This is a genomic window from Fibrobacter sp. UWP2, assembly GCF_900141705.1.
Classification (GTDB): Bacteria; Fibrobacterota; Fibrobacteria; order Fibrobacterales; family Fibrobacteraceae; genus Fibrobacter.
The window spans coordinates 1-17,559 of record NZ_FQYM01000040.1; the positions used below are offsets into that span (position 1 = coordinate 1).

Genomic DNA, 17,559 nt, shown 5'->3' on the forward strand with positions numbered 1-17,559 from the left:
GAAAAGAGCATGAAACTACTTGACAATGAAGCGCTAATAGCCTAGATTTACACCAGTTGGAGACCTGGATTTTCAACTAAAAAAGGGACAAATTCCGTCACGCGAGTCAGTCAGCGTGCCGTAGGTGATGGAATAATTTCGGCGTTCATCCACAGGAACATTCCAGTTCCAATTCGTGCGGTCTTCCCATAGGCCAAATGCTGTACAAAAATAAATCAGACTATCTTTTTGTCCGATAGCAATCTTGCCTTCTTCATCGCAAACGGCTCCACATAAATTTGTAGCGCAAACACTTGAAGACGATTCACCTAATGAACTCGAACTTACGACTTCCCAGTTTTCACCTGAGATCTCAATCCATTCCCCACCCTGACATTCGTAATACTTCCCTGTTGACTCCTGGTAAACCTTATCGCCATCGGTACAAGTCACTCCTTCGGAACTGCTAGAAGCCACAATCTTAGAACTACTCGACAGATTCGTATTTTCACTGCTTGAGGAAACAATATTTTTGCTGCTAGAAGACTTTTCTTCTATAACGCTACTTGAGGAAATAGCCTTTTGGCTGCTTGATGAAGTAACTTTAGTGCTACTTGAGGACTTTTCTTTATTAACGCTGCTTGAAGAAACAGCCTTTTGACTGCTTGACGATTTATCTTTTGTTACACTGCTCGATATTTTCTCATTCGCGTTGCTAATAAGTTGCTTTGCAGAAGAACTGCTAGCCAGCTTACTATTTACATTACTAGATAAATTTTCCTCTACCGCACTACTAGAGAATCCTTCCTCAATTTTTTCCCATACTTCGTCATGGCATCGATAGTACGCATCTTCTAGATTCACATACTTGACATTGCCTTCATTTTCGAGTGTACACAAATTCAATGACTCTGTAGATTCATCGGTATTTACGCCCATGCCGGATTTTGACGAATCCGTATCGGAACACGATGCAAAAAACACCGCACCCATAATGGTGACAACACGAATTCCCCAGCCAAATCGTTTTTCCATAAGCGCCCTTTGTTGCTTTTTATATACAAATCCAATATATATTTTTTTAACAAGCATCGTCTCCATACAGAGATGAAAATCACATACAACAAAAAATCCGCCCCGAGCGGAGCGGATATTTAAATTTCTGGTCTAGATCCTTCGCGGCCTACGGTCGCTCAGGATGACACACTCATTCAAGAAGCGCAGAGAGCCAAGCGAGAGCAAACAAAAATCCGCTCCAAAAGGAGCGGACCTTATAAATCCAAATTTGGATTAGAACCGACGGTTATAATTCAAATTAGCCCATGGTGACTTCGACTTTATGGACACCCTTCGTAAAGATCGGGGCGACATTGGAATCGATTTCCTTGCCGTCAACCACCATCTTGGCGACACCCTTGCAAACGTGCTTCGGGTTCTTCACCGTGATCTGGTAGGTAGCGCCACGGAACTTACGGGTCGCTTCGAAGCCATTCCACTTAGAAGGAATGCAAGGATCGACCACAAGGCCCTTGTAGTTGGCGCGGATACCGATGATGAACTGCGTGGCAGCCTGGTACGTCCAGGTGGAGGTACCGGAGAGCCATGCGTTACGGCCCATGCCGAACTGCTTGTGTTCGTCGCCGAGGATGTTCTGCGGATAGCAATACGGTTCAGACTCGAAGATATCGAGAATTCCGTTCTTGGAAGCCGGGTTAATTTGGTTGTAGTACTGGAAGGCATTGTCGCCACGGCCGAGGATCGTTTCGGCAATCATCACCCACGGGTTGGTGTGGAGGAAGATACCGCCGTTTTCCTTGGCTCCGGGAGGATAGGTGGAGATGCCACCCACGGCCGGTTCAAAGCCGCGGTAACCCGGAGTGGAGCTCTTCACGCCGTACTTGGTGTTGAGGAGCTTGTTCAGGCTGTCCATGCCCTGCTTGGCGCGGTCGCCGTAAGCGATGCCGGCGATGACCGGCCAGGACTGACCGTTACAGTAAATCTTGCCGTACTTGGCCTTGGCGACACCGTAGCCGTTGCCGTCCTTGTCGAACCAACGGGTCCACCACTTGCCATCCCAGGCGCTCTTGTTGAAGGCGGCCTTGACGTCTTCGTACCAGCCCTTGTACATTTCCACAGCCTTCTTGTCGCCGAGGGCTTCTTCGATGTCCATCATTTCGAGCAAGGCCTTGGCGTACAAGGCGGTGTTGAACGTGGATTCTGCACCGAGGGGCAGGTTCATGCAGTCGTTCCAGTCGGCAAAGCCGAGGAGCGGGAGGTTGTGCTTGCCGAGGTGTTCACGGGTGAACTTCAGGGCGCGCTTCAAGTGTTCGAGGACAGTGCCCTTCGGACGATCCTTGCGCTTCTTGCCGGCGACGTAGAACGGGATCTCTTCCTTGAGGAGGTCCATCTTGCCGGTTTCCTTGAGGTAAGAAGCCACGGTGAGGATGATCCAGAGGTGGTCATCGCCGTACCAGTCGGCATACATCGGATTGCCCTTGGCATCCTTGACACCGGCCTTTTCGCGGGAGTCACCGGCGTTCGCTTCGTTGCCGTTGTCTTCGGCGAGGGCGAGCGGGGCGTACTGGTGCATGGCGTTACCTTCGGGGCGCTGCACGGAGATGAGGTTCTTGGTGAGGACCAAGGCTTCTTCCGGCATGTGGCTCATCACGCCCATCAAGTCCTGCGTGGAGTCACGGTAACCGATACCGCGGCTGGTGCCGTAACCCAGCTGGTACAGGGAGAGGTAGCGGCTCCAGTTCTTGGTGGTGTGGCACTGGCGCGGGTTGTGGACGTTCACCATCGTGTTGAAGGAGGCGTCCGGAGTCTTCACCTGGATCGTGGAGAGGTAGTTTTCCCAGAACTTGGCGAGTTCGTCGAAAGCCTTGTCGACGTTCTTGAGGTCGCGGTACTTGGCGATGGCCTTGGCGGCGACCTTGAGGCTCTGTTCCTGACCGAGCTGGGTGCAGCAGCGGAAGGTCTTCTTGGCGGCAATCTTGCCACCGTGAATCATGAGGGCGGCGATGTTGTCGCCACGGTCACATTCACTGTTGGAAAGTTCCTTGTTGGCGAGGCTGAGCGGAGCGGCCCAGGAGCCCATTTCGTTGGCACCGAGGAACACGCGGCGGTCACCGTCGAAGCTACCGACCTTGCAGTTGGCGGTCACGTAGTTCACGGCGTAGTCGCGCTTCATGTAAGCATACTGTTCGAGCACCACATGGCCGTCCTTTTCCCAGTGGCCCTTGAGGGTCATGGTCTGCGGGACCCAGTCGGCGTTCGTGAGCTGCTTTTCGGCTTCGAAGTGGCTGAATTCATAAACCGGGATAATGTCCACTTCCTTGGCGGCACCACCGAGGTTCGTCACCTGGATGTCCTGGAGGAGAGTGTTGGAGCCGGTCGGGACGAAAATCGTCACCTGGGTGCGGAGGCCGCAGCATTCGGCGATCCAACGCATGTAAGAAAGACCCACGTGGCATTCCCACTTGTCCATCTTGGTGAGGGTGGGAACGACAAACGGAGAGAACACCTTGTAGCCCTTGGCTTCCTTGATACGGATATAGATGGTGCTGGCCTTGAAATCAGAGCACGGCATCTGGGCGATGTACTTGGTGATACGGTTCAGGGCGGGGTCGCCCTTGCAAACCAGGGTACCGCCGGTGGTATCCACGATACCGCCGAAGTTCAAAGTACCAACGTAGTTGCACCACTTGATCGGGGTTGCCGGCGTGGTAAGCACGTATTCTTTCGCGGCGTCATCGAAGTAGCCGTACTGGGCGGCCGGAGCCTTCTTGGAGGCGACCTTCTTGACACTCTTCTTCTGTTTTGTAGCCATTGTATCTCCGTGAGAGGGGGTTGTTAAATTTAACGCGGTAAATATAGAAAAACTAGTCTTTCTTCTGGTTGAAGTTCTCGAAATCGCGGTTGCCGAAGTTGATGTAGAAGTAGCCGTCGAGCTTCTTGTTGCGGATGGGGTCGCGCAAGATGCCGATGGCGGCACGCACGTACTTGAGTTCCACAAGAATATGGTCACGGCTCATACAGTTGAGGAACGGGCCTTCCGGGTAGAGCGTGGGGCGCGGTTCCTCGGCAATCATCTTCTCCAAGTTCTCGATTTCTTGCACCAGGCGGCGTTCGTGAGCCTCAAGAGTGCGAATCAGTTCCTTATTATCGGCGCCATAAAGGAAGGCAAAACCCAAGGTACGCGGGTCGTCATTGAAGCCAGTCAGGTGCTTGAGGACCTCCTTGCGCAACACATCCCTCCCCTTGTCGGTGATATTGAAGACCATGCGTTCAGGGCGGTTGCCGTCGCGTTCGGCGCGACCAACGATGCATTCGTTCTTTTCAAGTGTCGTCAGGCGGTTATAGACAGTGGATGTACTCAAGTTCGCCCAGCGGTCCAATTCGCGGTCGCGAATCTCGGTAATAATATCATAGCCACTGCGCTCGTGCTCCAAAATGAGGCCTAGCAGGACCAAATCGTAACGGTTCATGTTTCTTCCTCTATTCCAAAACCGGCAAAACTAACAACCGGGTTATTCCAACTTGGAATATAACTAGGTTTTTGCGAAAAAGGAGCCCCCCGCGCAAAAAAAAGTAAAAAAAAGCAAAAAAGCCCCCAAAAAGGGCATTCCTAAGGTGCCAGTTTGGGGAAAAATGCCATTAAAAACGTTTTTCCCTTCAAAAAAGACACAAAAATTAGTTTATATGTAAAAAATCCCCGACACCATCGCTGGTAGCAGGGATTTTTAAAGGATTTCCGTTAGGAAAGATAAAGCTTATTAGGCTTTATTGAGGCGATCCTGGATCATGTCGATGATTTCGGAGAGTTCCTTCGGGAGGTGCTTGCCGAACTTCGGATAGTGGTTTTCCTTAACGTCGGCGAGTTCCTTCTTCCAGCCTTCCACGTCAACCTTCGTGATCTGCGGGAGAGTTTCCTTATAGTAGTCAGCGAGACCATCAGTATTGATGGCGCCTTCCTTCGGCATGTAACCGATCGGAGTTTCGACAGCGTTGTCAACACCGTTGCAGCGGTCGAAGATCCAAGCGAGCACGCGGCTGTTGTCGCCGTAACCCGGCCACATGAAGCCACCCGGAAGCTTTTCGTTGTTGGCATCCTTGCGGAACCAGTTCACGTAGAAGATCTTCGGGAGCTTGTCTTCGGTAGACTTCTTACCGATTTCGATCCAGTGCTTGAAGTAGTCACCCATGTTGTAGCCGCAGAACGGGAGGATGGCGAACGGGTCGCGACGGATCTTACCGACCTGAGAGGCGTCAATCGTAGAGGCAGCCGTGATTTCGGAACCCACGATGGAGCCGAGGAACACGCCGTGGTTCCAGCTGAGGGACTGGTGAACCAGAGGAATGGTGGACGGACGACGGCCACCGAAGAGGATTGCAGAGATAGGCACGCCTGCCGGATCTTCCCATTCCTTAGCGATGCACGGGCACTGCTTGGCCGGAGCGGTGAAGCGAGCGTTCGGGTGAGCCATTTCTTCGCCCTTAGGAGCCTTGTCCTTCGGGAGAGCGTCACGGGTCTTGCCCTTCCAGTCAACGAGCTTGCCCTTAGCCGGGTAGCCGATGCCTTCCCACCACACGTCGCCGTCTTCAGTGAGGGCGCAGTTGGTGTAAATGGTGTTCTTTTCTGCAGAGATAAGAGCGTTCTTGTTGGATTCTGCAGAGGTGCCCGGAGCAACGCCGAAGAAGCCAGCTTCCGGGTTGATAGCGTAGAGACGGCCATCCTTACCAAACTTCATCCATGCAATGTCGTCACCGATGGTTTCGACCTTCCAGCCCGGGATAGTCGGGATGAGCATGGCGAGGTTCGTCTTACCGCAAGCAGACGGGAATGCGCCAGTCACGTACTTGACTTCGCCCTTCGGGTTGGTGAGCTTGAGGATGAGCATGTGTTCAGCGAGCCAGCCTTCGTCGCGAGCGAGAACGGTAGCGATACGGAGAGCGAAGCACTTCTTACCGAGAAGAGCGTTTCCACCGTAGCCCGAACCGTAGGACCAAATGAGGCGTTCTTCGGGGAACTGAGTGATGTACTTGTATTCAACGTCAGCGCAGGGCCAGATGCCGTTGTCGCTTTCGCATTCGCGGAGCGGCTTACCAACGGAGTGGAGGCACGGAACGAATTCAGCGTTCACGTCTGCATTGAAGATGTCGAGAACCTTCTTACCGGCGCGAGTCATGATGTCCATGTTGAGAACAACGTATTCGGAGTCCGTGACTTCGATACCGTTCTTGGAAATCGGGGAGCCGAGCGGGCCCATGCAGAACGGAATCACGTACATGGTACGGCCGTGCATACAACCCTTATAGAGCTTACGCATCGTCTGCTTGAGTTCAGACGGGTCGATCCAGTGGTTGGTCGGACCTGCATCTTCTTCCTTCACAGAGGAAATGAAGGTACGGGATTCGACGCGGGCCACATCAGACGGGAGAGAACGGAACAGGTAGCAGTTTTCCTTCTTGGCGAGCTTCGTGGCGAGGCCAGCCTTGACGCACTTCTGCATAAGGGCATCGTATTCTTCCTTGGAGCCGTCAACGACAACGACGTTGTCCGGTTCGCACATGGCAATCATTTCATTCACCCAAGTACTGATCTTCGGGTGCTTGATATCGTTAAGGGTAAGACTCATTATGAGCTCCTGTTTGGTTTGTTGTTTGTTTTCGATAAAATTTCGAACGCGGTAAAATTTACAAAAAACAAGTTTGCATTGCAGGGGTTGCCATAAAAAATTTGAGCAAAAACACACGGCCATCCGCCACTACCGGTCTGCCCGAATATGCACCAGAAATTGTCCTCCACGATATTTGGCATTTTTTTGAGAAAAAAGTTTACATTTTGTTGGAAAAAAACGTAGATTACGCATGTATATGTTGATTAGGTAACTCCGAGTTACACAAGAGGTTATATGAGTTGGTCTTATTCCAGGGAACACCAGAAAAACATACTTTGCATGATCATGGCCGGCGGACAAGGAAGCCGCCTGCAGCCCCTCACCCGCGACCGCGCGAAACCAGCCGTCCATTTTGGCGGAACCTACCGCATCATCGACTTCGTCCTGAACAATTTCATCAATTCCGGCATATTCAAAATCAAGGTCCTCACGCAGTTCAAAAGCGACTCGCTAAACAAACACATTTCCGCCGCATGGAACCTGAACGCGAGCCTGGACCAGTATGTGGACCTTGTTCCTGCACAAATGCGCACTGGCGACGATTGGTATCGCGGCACCGCAGACGCCATCTTTCAAAATATCAACCTGATTACCGACGAGCGTCCGGACCTGGTCGCCATCTTTGGCGGAGACCACATCTACAAGATGGACATCAACCAGATGATTGATTTCCACCTCTCCCGCGCCGCCCTCCTGACCATCGCCGCCATCCCCGTCCCCGTGTCAGAAGCGAGCGAATTCGGCATTATCGAGGTGGACGCCGACCACCGCATGATTGGTTTCGAAGAAAAGCCCAAGCAGCCCAAGGAGATGCCGGGCAACCCCGGCTGGTGCCTCGCCAGCATGGGCAACTACCTTTTCACCAGCAAGTTCCTTGTACGCGAGCTCATGAAGGGCGCCCAAAACGGTGCAACCGACTTCGGCAAGCACATCATCCCAAGCCTTTACAAGGACTACCCCGTTTACGTGTACGACTTCAACACGAACATCGTGCGCGGCGAAAAAGCATCGACCAAGGGCTACTGGCGCGACGTGGGTACGCTCGACGCCTTCTTCGAAGCAAACATGGACCTGTGCTCCGAGCAGCCGCCCTTTGACCTCTACAACAACTACTGGCCCATCCGCACGTTCAACTGGAACCAGCCGCCCGCACGCTTCTTTGCCGGCGACAACGAGAGCCACCAGGGCGCAGCCATCGACTCCATCGTGTCGGCGGGCTGCATCATCGGCGGCGGCACCGTCGTCAAGAGCATCCTCTCGCCGGGTGTGACCATCCAGAAGGACGCCCTAGTGGAAGAAGCGATTCTGTTCCCGAACGTGACCATTGGACCGGGCGCCAAGGTTCGCCGCGCCATTATCGAGAAGGGTCTTCACATCCCGGCAGGCTTCCAAATCGGTTATGACCTGGAACGCGACCGCAAGCTCTTCCACGTGACCGAATCGGGCATCGTGGTGCTCGCGAAGGACACAATCATCAAGGCATAAAAAAATTCCCAGTTTCATTCCCTTGAACGAAACGAAAAACCCCGGAAACGGGGCTTTTTTTATCATCATAAAGTGAGTACCGAACGAACGGTTACTTGTGCACAACTGTGTTGCTGATTTTGCCGTTGGCAATCTTCACGCCGTTCCAAACGATAGCGTCGCTGATCTCGCAGCCCGAGATTTCGCAATCGTCGCCAATCGAGACGTTCGGGCCGATTTTGCATCCGTGGATCTTGGCGTTCTTGCCAATGTAGCACGGGCCGATGATCGTCGTATTCGGGAAGGAACGTTCAGCAGAATTGTCATTCCTGTTCAATACGTGGGCGTTCGTCTCCAGGAGCGTCTCGACAAGACCGCAGTCAAGCCACTTGCTGACCGGGGCCGTGCGGAACCGGCAACCCTGCTCGATCATCATCTCGAGGGCATCCGTCAGCTGGAACTCGCCCTTGGTGCGAATATCGTTATCCATCAAGTGCTTGAGGCAAGCCTTGAGCGCCTTCACATCCTTGATATAATATATGCCAACAATGGCCTCGTCGCTCACGAACTCCTGGGGCTTTTCGACCAGGCGCTCGATACGGCCGTCCTTGTCGGTCACGGCAACTCCGAAACGCTTCGGGTCTTCGACCTTGAATGTGTAGAGGATGTTCTCCTGGGCGGTCGTCAAAATGCTCAAATCGGCCTCAAAAAGCGTATCGCCGAGGATAATCAAGAGCGGTTCGTCGTCGTTTGCATAAGGGAGCGCGAGGCTTATCGCCTCCCCCAAGCCCTGCGGATTGGACTGGACGACCGTGCGGGTCTTGCCCCATTCCGGCTTTGCCGCCAAAAAATCGTCCATTTTCTCGGCCTTGTAGCCAGTAATAAAAATCGTCTCGGAGGGATTCAAGCAAACCGTGTCCTCGACGATCCAATCTATAATCGTCTTGCCCGCCAAAGGCAGGAGACACTTGGGGCGGTCTTCTGTGTAGGGACGGAGTCTAAGACCGTTCCCGGCAACAGGCAATACTACTTTCATCTTAAAATTCCTTAAAAAACCTGAATTCCCTATAACTCCACATCCTATTAATGTCAAAAATAGCAAAAAAAAATTCTTTGAGCAAACTAAAGTGTCTATGAGGGCATTTTTCCGTTTTTTTTTAAAACGAAATAAAAAAACCTCTCCGCTAGGAGAGGCTTTTCGTGGATGATGCAGGGGTCGAACCTGCGACCCGCTGATTAAGAGTCAGCTGATGTTTTATTTTGAGACAGCAAAAGGCAAATAAGGGCTATGGTCATTTTTTGGTCACAAGACCAAAAAGACGGCCAGCATTTCTGCCAGCCGCCTTGTTCAGATCAAGAACCGACTAAATCACGCCAGGAACCGTTTTCGCGGCAGCCTTTACGGCCGTCGATTCGCCATTTCCGGACATGAGTTCCATCAGGCAACGAGCGCTCTTAAGAGCGTCCTTAATACCGTCAAGCGTCATGTGGTCCTTGATACGGCCACCATCCTGTTCAACCTGGTCATTCAGGTCTTCAAGGTGACGGCAGAGCGTCTTTTCGGTACGCTCCAAAACCGCTTTCATGCGTTCGGTCATTGTGCAACCTCCTCGACACCCTGCATCTTCGCAAGAAGGGCCGGAACGTCGTCCGCAGTGAACGAAAAACCAAAATAGCTGACTTTCGGCACATTTGCGAACGCCATGTCGAGCGCAGCCTTTGCGGAATCCAAGTTCACCATATTGTCGACGAGAATCCCGGACATTTCCATCCAGGGCTTCACTTTAGACACGAGAGCTCCAGGATTGCTCTTGAGAGCCCCGAGAGCCGCAAATCCCAGAAAACGGTCGCCCATTTTCTGGATTGTAGCCACCTGGTCGGCCATGAAGCCGATGAAGCCGTCTACGGCTTTTTCAAGCGAAATCTGCATGGGCTACCTCTTTTTACGAAGCTTGCGCCGTGCTGGTGGAGGCGGCGGGAGTGGGAGTTGTCGTTCCGCTACCGGCGACGACGGGCGGGACGGGCGGAAACGGGGACACAAAAGCGGGCCCCCAACCCGGTGCCACGGCGTAGTTCGGCACGAACGGAGCACTGATGCGGTTCACGATGTTCTGCAGGCCGGCAATGCGGTCGCCCAGGATCTGGTCGCGCAGGGGGTCGGTCTTTTCGTCGGCAAGGACACGTGCTTCGAGGTTCGACACGCGTTCGGTCAAAACGGCGAGCTTGTTGTCGGAATACTGCTGCGCCTTGAGCAAGGCGATTTCGTTGTCCTTCTGGGACAACTGGTAAATCGGGCTCGTGGCCGGATTCTGGTTGCCGAAGAGGCCGCCGAGACCGTTGCCGTTGAGCACGCCGCTGGCAAGCGCCGTACCGATAACGCCGAGCGTAAGGCCGGCAGTGCCTACGCCCTTGGAAGTGTAATCATTGTTTTCGTAAGTAGCCATAACTATCTCCTTTTGGACTGAAAACGAAAACCGCCGGGAGTTTCCCAGCGGTCATTTTCAAATTTACGGAGATAGTCTTGCCCGAAGGCGTTTTAGGAAAATTGGTTAAAATTTAGTTCGTCATTCTCTCAATGCGGCGACAAGGTCCTTGCGCCAGGATATCGGGCGCACGCGTACCATTCCCGTCGATGTCGCAGCCGTTTTGCATTTTGAGCCGCCGCCACCTGCCTCGACCATCAGACCGTTTCCGATGGCTATTGCGACGTGCGTGATGTGTTTAAGGTCCTTTCCGAAGAATAGGATGTCGTCGGGCTTTTCCTTTCCTCGCTCGACAGAACTCCAAATAAGCTGATTATAGAGAATATCGTAGATACCTTGTGCAGTCAAGTCAATCTGGGGAATAATTCCGAACGCCAACAGGCATTCCAAGACAAGGCCGCTGCAGTCAAAGCCTCCGCTACACTTTCCGGAACCATCACCGCCCCAGATGTAGGGACGGCCGACAAATTTCAGGGCGTAATCAGCAATAGTCATATCAGCCAACCTTTTGCAGACTGGACATAAAGTCCATATTTTCGTACTTATTATCGCCCCAATGCCCCCATGCACCAAGGTGCAGCCCAAAATCGATGGTAGACGCCTGGAATCTTGTTTTCCCGGATTCGCGCAGACCACCGCGACAGAGTGCGTCAGAATCTTCCCTGTCAAATATGTCGTATCCTTTTTTCTGATACAAATCGTCATGAAAGAAGAAAAAGGCATTCTGCTTGGGGTTCTTCGGGTCAAACGACTTTACCCGCAAAATCTTCTGCGCCAGCCACGGGATTGAGCCGCAGTTGCTAATGTAGCCTTCCCGAAGTTCCCATAGGTAATTACCCCGGCTGGTGCACATGAGCATAGCGAAATCACGCTCGAAAGCGTATACAACATCGCCTTTCAGCTTACCTTCCGCCACTTGCATCGGTTTCAGAATTTCAGCCTTTTGCAATACAATTCCGGCCATGATTTACCTACTATTTTTCCAATCGTCAACACTGAACAACGCCCTGCCGACAAGAATCACGGCCGCGATAAAACCCAATGTTGCCAGGAACGCCATCACCCCACACCACCATTCGGAATATGAAGATTTTTACGGAAATACTTGAACTCACCCAAAATTTCCCTGAGCAGTCCGTTCGTCTCGTCAATCTTATCATCAAGCTTTTCGAAACGCTCGTCGCCCTTGTCCAGGCGAATATTCGTCGATTCGTCAGACTTTTCCAAGACAGCGATTCGCACACGCAAATCTTCCGTTTCCTTGTCTCTAGAAATCTTCGTTTTTTCGCGATCGGCCTTAATACCGCCGACATCCGTCTTGGACTTGATCCACAGAGCAACGGCGGCAAGAAGCCCCGCCGCGCTCAACAAAAACTTGATTACTGCAGCAACAAGATTATCGTCCATGCTCCATACCCTCTCGGATCTCGTTGAGTGTCGTTACGTGCTGTGCCATATCTTTTACTCCTTTATGTTAAAATTCAGTCCCATTGTGCCGCCGCCACGACGGTTTCCACGACTATCGGGCCAACCGTGGCGTCGCAATAAAGTCCGGGCTCCATCAACGAGTCTGCCATGTCGGAGGGGTATGTACCGCTGTAATGCTTGCCCATGTACACGTACCGCATGCAGAAATACGTCGTCTCCCCGTTGTAGGTATGCTTGTGGTAAGTCCACTGTCCGTAACTCACTACTCCTTCCGATGTCGTGTCAGGTGGCGGTGTCGGAATCCCGGTGGCCATCCCCGAAATCATGTGTACGCCTTGGTCGACATAACCGGCGTCATGGTAAGGCCGATTCCATAAATGGCCCCACTGCATACTCACAAATCCTCCGCCGATGACACCGCAGTGCGTCTCTATGAAATTCTCGTCGACGTTTATCAAATTGACGGTGCGCAGTGTAATGAGCTGAGCCACCATGTAAGGATGGAGGCGGTCGAACACGCATATCATCGAGCCGAGAGTCGTCTCGTAACCATCTATCTCCACATAATTATTGTTCAACCCCGATACGCCTAGCGGCCTTATGTGCAAGTCCCCGGTGCGCGGGTCGTACGGACTAATCGGGCTTACAGGCACGTAAAATGACGGATGCCCGTAAGTGGTGACATTGATTAAATTGTTGAGTGGCCTGGCCGTGTAGCGTATGTCATGGCTGGACACACTCTTCTCCCAGCACGGTTGAAAATAAGTCCCTCTTCCCGACGTCGAGTACGCGAACATTCCTGCACCCTGACCGTTATTCCTGGCGCAGCAGTGCCTAGCGTACACGTTGTCCTTGCCGGGGTACGCCAAATCCTTGAACCAACTCGTAGCAATTTGCAATGACGGATTGCCTGTCTTCATGTTCGCAAGACAGAGATGACCGTAGCCGTCGTCCTTCACGGCTACCCCGAACCTTTGCACGCCTGCACTTACCTGCTTCACTATCATGACACCCACCAGTTGCATGCCGTGGGCACGCCGTTGTTGAGGTAAATCGGGTTGTCGGCCGAGCCGACGGATGCGGTGCCGAGCCTGCTAGCCACGGCTGCCGTAGACGCCTCTCCTGCGTAGCTCACCATGACACCGTCGGCCATGTTGGTGCCGAGCGCAAGGTAGCTGCCACTGACACCTATTTGAAGGTAAATACTTCCTGAGCCGTAAGGTACGCGAAGCTCGTTTGCCGAGACTGCATTTTCTGCATCTCCCAGCGTTGCGGGCCAAAAGTATTCACCGCTACCCTGTGAGCTGGCGGTACTGAACCATCTGTCGTATGTGAATCCAAGAGAGTAACCAATCTGGGTCAAGTTGAATCGCGTATACTGAAATGCTTGCAGTGTTCCGCTGGCGTTCGTGAACCCTATAGCGAACAGCCTTTCATTACCGTCTTCTTTAACAATAAGTGTTGGACGGAGTCCTGTCAGATTCCAACTGTTATTGCTGATTATGGACACGTTTACGTGAAACTCGTCGTAGTTTCTTGAATCAATCTTGATAATGGCTACGAACCCTGTCCCTCTCACTGCACCGCTTGTATTAGCTATGGTGTTTACTTCAAGCAGACCGCAGAAGTGCTTCGCTCCATTGTCTGTACCTGGAGTCATCTTCCCGAAGTATAACCTATAATGGCTAGTCCCCGAGTTCCTAAGCGAGCTTCCACATATTTCGGCACCATTGAAATAATGTTTTTGGGAACCACTACTACCATTACCACTTCTGCCGGACCAGCTGTTGTCTTGGTCTTCGCCAAAATGAAGATAACCGGTGGAATCCATATAGGATATAAAACCGGCAGTAGTCCCCGAGCCATTCCTTGCGTATAATCCGCACATGATAGTGCCGTTTTTGTTCCACGCCTCTATATTGCAGAATGTGTCATCGTCTATCCTTGCGCTGAAAAAAGGGTCCTTGTAGGTCTGATTAGGTCGGTTGTCATAAAGAATGATGGAACGCTCTATCGGCTTAATTTCTTTATTAGGGTCGATGTACACTGGCAACGAAGCGGACCCTACTGAATAAGTTTCAGCGGGTAGTGCAACGTTGACGTATTGAGCCCACCAGTCGTCATAATTACTTGTATTGAACGTCATGGGGCTATTAACACGTTCCATCGCACGAGTCCAACGGCTCTCGAACAATGGAAGTATCGTAATCTTCGAGTATTTGATTTCGCCATTCATCTGACTGGCGGTTGAACCTCTTCGGCCTATGTACCATTCATGCGAGTATGTTGATGAATTGCCTTTGCAGTATAAGGCCCATCCTCTATTGCCGGAGTCCGTACGTTGAGGTTGCAGGCTTGTAAGTCTTCCGATGAATTTCCAAGAATCAGTGGAGAGGGATGCTGCACTCATTCTGTCATTAATTGTCAGTGTTCCGATAAAATCGGTAGGAGAATAATCACCTGTTCCAGACCAGTCCGTGATGACAACGATTGCCCTCAAGTTACAGGTAGCCCAACCACCGGGCACGTTAACGCTGGTCGTACCTATTTTCCATCCGTAAATAGGCGTACTGCTGTTGTAGAAATCACCATAGCTCATTCCTACTTGGGCACTGTAATCCTCATTTGTTACTTGTATACTGCCTAGACCGTACCCCGTGATTCCGTACGCAATGTTTGCCAATTTTCTCTTGAACCATTTTCCGTCGGCCGCTCCTTCCGCATTCGTTGTCGGTATAAATACATCGCCTGATGAAATCTTTCTCGTACCAATCCCAAGACCTTCTAGTAATGTAGGAGCCGTCCCTGTCCCACTCCCAGTAATTGCGTTACTGGCATCCTTGTTTAACTTGCCGCTGATATCTTGGTGGCTTGTGAGATATTGGCTGTGCGTGTGGTTTTTGGAGACAGCGACACCGTCAGCATGCGTAGCCCCATTCATGTCGCCCGTAGCGAGTTTCACGTGGCCGTAGTTGGATGTAGTACCGATACCATACGTGGTCTCGGACGATGCATGGTTCGTCGGAGTACGGGAATTGGTCAGTCGCGAGTCGTTGCCCATCACGACCTGCGTGTTGCTGGCATTGCCACTTGTCGGCACGTCCTTCGCCGCGGCTGTCCCGAGCGTCGGCTTGTTCTTGATGTAATCGTCGGCAGTTGTCGTGGTTTGGTTCCAGTCGGACTGCACGTTGACTTCGGCGCCTGCGGCGATGCCGTCCAGCTTCGTCCTGTCAGCACCAGCGGAAAGCGCGGTAGCCGTCGCCGCGTTGCCCGTGCAAGATGCCGAACTACCACTGATGTTCACTCCCGATTCCGAGGAAAGGAGGCCCTTTATCCAAGTCCATACGTTTCTCAGCTTTATCCAGCGGAATACCCCGTTGGACGCTGACTTCGTTTGGTTGCAGAGAGCAATCTTGCGGTCCCCGTTTATGGTCGTGTCAATGTCGGCTACTTGATTGAGGATGTTGTATTCGGCACCGATTGCAGTGGTCGCCCCTGTACCGCCGCTACTCACCGGAATAGCGACGCCGCTTGTGATGCCTTTCGGGAAATTCGTCACTCCCGAGCTTCCGTTTTTTACAATCCACGGGTCACTCTTGTACGGATAACCGCCGTAATAACGAAATTTATTTACGTTGTATGACGGATAAGATTCTACATCTCCCGTAGAAACCACGTAAAGGGTCAGTCTTACCGATCCGTATCGATGAGGGGTGTTAGGACAGAAAGAAAGGTTACTATGACGTATGGTATTATGACCGGGCCAACCGATACTTGTTTCAGCAGTATCTGATACAACAGACCATGCTCCACTGCTGTTCAACTTCTTTTCCAGCTTTATATGGAAAGTCGCACCATTTCCGCCCCCGTAAAAGTAAAGGAAATTCAACAAGCAATAATACGGCGCATTTATTGTAATGCGAAAATCTAAGTTCTTTGATATACTAATCGGCCCTGTTACATTCCCCCCCCACAATAAATTATGGGTGCTGTCCGGCACAGCCAGCGTAGTCCATGTTTCAGTTCCTTTTGGAGAAGTTTCATAAACTATTTTATTTTTCGGTAAGAATTCCAGTTGATTAGCGAACGTTTCTTCGATTATTGCACGTTCTTCCAGTGTAGGGTCGCCAAGTTCAGTTCTAAAAACGCCGTAAGCCGACGACAACGAAACTCCGTTTATATCATTCGCGCATTTTCCGGAGAAAACTGAACTTGTATTGTTAAATGTTTTTGCTCCCGATACCGTTTCTGTTCCGGTTTTATGAACGACATCTGAATCGTTAGCTTTCGCATCCAAACTATCCTTGACCAGCTTCTCGCTCGGGTACTTGGTGTCCGATGGAGTGCTACCCCATGACGACACCCTGTCGGCGGTCGGCTGTTTCGTGGAATCGCGGAGGTTGAACACCTCCCCGTCGTCGTCCACAATCTTGTTCAGTTCATGCTCTGCCATTACGATGCCATCCCGAACTTCTTGGTGAACACAAGCGCGTTGTCGCTTGCGCGGTAGTTGATGTCGAACTTGCGCTCATGGTGGTCGGTGCAGACAAATTGATACTGCGTACCATCATAGACGAATGTCGCGATGTCACCTGCAAGCACCCTCTTGGCGGTGGTAGCCGTAACTGCGGCCCCGTCAATAAAAATGCTCTTGGCTCCCTTGCTATTGATATTCAAGGTCGCATTAGCGCAAAGTCCGTAGGTAAACTTGATGGAAACGTAGCCGTTCTTGACAAGTGCATAGTTTGAAAGCGTGGCCGTTTTCGCGGCTGTGGCCTCTGCCGTGGCACATGTTCCATACCCATTGCCGAGGCTTTCGTTGGAATACGTGCTGTTGGGTGACCACAAGCCCTTGGACACTACTCCGGTGACGTGGCCCTTGGCGTCCATCTGCACGCCCGTCACGACCTGCACCAGCGCTCCCGTGGAAGATGTCGGCAACTGCGTGGCCGTACCACCGCTAGCGTCCTTCTCGGCGCTCGAATCTGTGGCGGGGGTGTAGTGGTTGCCCACCGCGGTAACGCTTTGGTCGGTTGACGAAATAGTAATCTTGTCGTTCGTAGCGTCGGGCGTGATGATAGTGGCACCGCCAGCGACGAGTTCAAGCGTATCCGTCTTGGTGTCGGCGGCAACGGTGGTACTGCCCACCTTGACGTTACTGAATGCGTTTTGGTTGACTTCCGCACCGGAAGCGATGCCGTTAAGTTTCTGCTTGTCGGCGGCGGTCATGAGGCCGTTCGTCGCCCCCGTCGTTCCGGTCGCGATGGCATCGGGAATGGTGACCACCTTGTTGCTGTCGGGGGTCAGCGCGGAGGACGCGCCATTGAGCTTTACGCCCTGTATTGCGGAGTCGGCCTTGCCGCCCTGCGTGGACGTGGCGAAGTCGGACGCCTTCTTCCCACTGTCGGTAAAGTTGCCGTTCGCGTCCAGGAATTTGTCCCTTTTTTAGTTGAAAATCCAGGTCTCCAACTGGTGTAAATCTAGGCTATTAGCGCTTCATTGTCAAGTAGTTTCATGCTCTTTTC

At 52.1% G+C, this 17,559-nt stretch carries 15 protein-coding genes; 1 reads left to right on the top strand and 14 read right to left on the bottom strand.

Going from position 1 to position 17,559, the window contains the following annotated elements; all coding sequences use genetic code 11:
- Positions 1-72: 72 nt before the first annotated feature.
- From BUB55_RS14090 to BUB55_RS12695, 4 genes are all read right to left on the bottom strand, one after another.
- Complete coding sequence (locus BUB55_RS14090) at positions 73-1,080, bottom strand: hypothetical protein (protein ID WP_143153066.1); 1,008 nt, start codon at positions 1,078-1,080, stop codon at positions 73-75.
- A 214-nt stretch (positions 1,081-1,294) separates the two neighbouring features.
- On the bottom strand, positions 1,295-3,808 hold the full coding sequence (locus BUB55_RS12685; RefSeq protein WP_073192053.1) for a glycoside hydrolase family 94 protein: 2,514 nt from the start codon (positions 3,806-3,808) through the stop codon (positions 1,295-1,297).
- A gap of 52 nt (positions 3,809-3,860) precedes the next feature.
- Complete coding sequence (locus BUB55_RS12690; RefSeq protein ID WP_073192055.1) at positions 3,861-4,466, bottom strand: PadR family transcriptional regulator; 606 nt, start codon at positions 4,464-4,466, stop codon at positions 3,861-3,863.
- Between the two features lie 288 nt (positions 4,467-4,754).
- The gene (locus BUB55_RS12695; RefSeq protein WP_073114279.1) at positions 4,755-6,617 is read right to left on the bottom strand and encodes a phosphoenolpyruvate carboxykinase (GTP); all 1,863 of its coding nucleotides are present in this window, start codon (positions 6,615-6,617) and stop codon (positions 4,755-4,757) included.
- A 276-nt stretch (positions 6,618-6,893) separates the two neighbouring features.
- On the opposite strand from BUB55_RS12695, the gene glgC reads away from it, so the two are divergent.
- On the top strand, positions 6,894-8,144 hold the full coding sequence (gene glgC, locus BUB55_RS12700) for a glucose-1-phosphate adenylyltransferase (protein ID WP_073192057.1): 1,251 nt from the start codon (positions 6,894-6,896) through the stop codon (positions 8,142-8,144).
- A gap of 91 nt (positions 8,145-8,235) precedes the next feature.
- Here glgC and BUB55_RS12705 read toward each other — a convergent pair whose 3' ends face one another.
- From BUB55_RS12705 to BUB55_RS12750, 10 genes are all read right to left on the bottom strand, one after another.
- Entirely contained in the window at positions 8,236-9,159 is a 924-nt protein-coding gene (locus BUB55_RS12705) for a sugar phosphate nucleotidyltransferase (RefSeq protein ID WP_073192060.1), read from the bottom strand.
- Positions 9,160-9,487: 328 nt separating this feature from the next.
- Positions 9,488-9,721, bottom strand: coding sequence for a hypothetical protein (locus BUB55_RS12710; RefSeq protein ID WP_073192062.1), 234 nt, complete (start codon positions 9,719-9,721; stop codon positions 9,488-9,490).
- A complete protein-coding gene (locus BUB55_RS12715; protein ID WP_073192064.1) occupies positions 9,718-10,053 on the bottom strand; it encodes a hypothetical protein in 336 nt (111 codons plus the stop codon). The genes BUB55_RS12710 and BUB55_RS12715 overlap by 4 nt, the downstream gene beginning before the upstream one ends.
- Before the next feature lie 13 nt (positions 10,054-10,066).
- Positions 10,067-10,567, bottom strand: a complete 501-nt coding sequence (locus BUB55_RS12720) for a hypothetical protein (RefSeq protein WP_073192067.1) — start codon at positions 10,565-10,567, stop codon at positions 10,067-10,069.
- Between the two features lie 120 nt (positions 10,568-10,687).
- Complete coding sequence (locus BUB55_RS14365) at positions 10,688-11,101, bottom strand: C40 family peptidase (protein ID WP_073192069.1); 414 nt, start codon at positions 11,099-11,101, stop codon at positions 10,688-10,690.
- 1 nt (position 11,102) lies between these two features.
- Positions 11,103-11,570, bottom strand: a complete 468-nt coding sequence (locus tag BUB55_RS14370) for a hypothetical protein (protein WP_073192071.1) — start codon at positions 11,568-11,570, stop codon at positions 11,103-11,105.
- A gap of 95 nt (positions 11,571-11,665) precedes the next feature.
- Positions 11,666-12,013 carry a hypothetical protein gene (locus BUB55_RS12735; RefSeq protein ID WP_073192074.1) on the bottom strand — a complete coding sequence of 116 codons (348 nt, stop codon included), beginning with the start codon at positions 12,011-12,013 and terminating at the stop codon, positions 11,666-11,668.
- A gap of 74 nt (positions 12,014-12,087) precedes the next feature.
- Positions 12,088-12,612: a hypothetical protein gene (locus tag BUB55_RS14095; protein WP_143153067.1), complete on the bottom strand. Its 525-nt coding sequence runs from the start codon at positions 12,610-12,612 to the stop codon at positions 12,088-12,090.
- Positions 12,613-13,037: 425 nt separating this feature from the next.
- Positions 13,038-16,487, bottom strand: coding sequence for an autotransporter outer membrane beta-barrel domain-containing protein (locus tag BUB55_RS12745; protein WP_073192077.1), 3,450 nt, complete (start codon positions 16,485-16,487; stop codon positions 13,038-13,040).
- Positions 16,487-17,320, bottom strand: a complete 834-nt coding sequence (locus BUB55_RS12750; protein ID WP_073192079.1) for a hypothetical protein — start codon at positions 17,318-17,320, stop codon at positions 16,487-16,489. Before BUB55_RS12750 ends, BUB55_RS12745 begins: the two co-directional genes overlap by 1 nt.
- Between the last annotated feature and the right edge of the window lie 239 nt (positions 17,321-17,559).

Excerpts from the sequence above, each read along its gene's own strand:
- BUB55_RS14090 (WP_143153066.1), bottom strand. The coding sequence starts at position 1,080 with ATGGAGACGATGCTTGTTAAAAAAATATATATTGGATTTGTATATAAA.
- BUB55_RS12685 (WP_073192053.1), bottom strand. The coding sequence starts at position 3,808 with ATGGCTACAAAACAGAAGAAGAGTGTCAAGAAGGTCGCCTCCAAGAAG.
- BUB55_RS12690 (WP_073192055.1), bottom strand. The coding sequence starts at position 4,466 with ATGAACCGTTACGATTTGGTCCTGCTAGGCCTCATTTTGGAGCACGAG.
- BUB55_RS12695 (WP_073114279.1), bottom strand. The coding sequence starts at position 6,617 with ATGAGTCTTACCCTTAACGATATCAAGCACCCGAAGATCAGTACTTGG.
- glgC (WP_073192057.1), top strand. The coding sequence starts at position 6,894 with ATGAGTTGGTCTTATTCCAGGGAACACCAGAAAAACATACTTTGCATG.
- BUB55_RS12705 (WP_073192060.1), bottom strand. The coding sequence starts at position 9,159 with ATGAAAGTAGTATTGCCTGTTGCCGGGAACGGTCTTAGACTCCGTCCC.
- BUB55_RS12710 (WP_073192062.1), bottom strand. The coding sequence starts at position 9,721 with ATGACCGAACGCATGAAAGCGGTTTTGGAGCGTACCGAAAAGACGCTC.
- BUB55_RS12715 (WP_073192064.1), bottom strand. The coding sequence starts at position 10,053 with ATGCAGATTTCGCTTGAAAAAGCCGTAGACGGCTTCATCGGCTTCATG.
- BUB55_RS12720 (WP_073192067.1), bottom strand. The coding sequence starts at position 10,567 with ATGGCTACTTACGAAAACAATGATTACACTTCCAAGGGCGTAGGCACT.
- BUB55_RS14365 (WP_073192069.1), bottom strand. The coding sequence starts at position 11,101 with ATGACTATTGCTGATTACGCCCTGAAATTTGTCGGCCGTCCCTACATC.
- BUB55_RS14370 (WP_073192071.1), bottom strand. The coding sequence starts at position 11,570 with ATGGCCGGAATTGTATTGCAAAAGGCTGAAATTCTGAAACCGATGCAA.
- BUB55_RS12735 (WP_073192074.1), bottom strand. The coding sequence starts at position 12,013 with ATGGACGATAATCTTGTTGCTGCAGTAATCAAGTTTTTGTTGAGCGCG.
- BUB55_RS12745 (WP_073192077.1), bottom strand. The coding sequence starts at position 16,487 with ATGGCAGAGCATGAACTGAACAAGATTGTGGACGACGACGGGGAGGTG.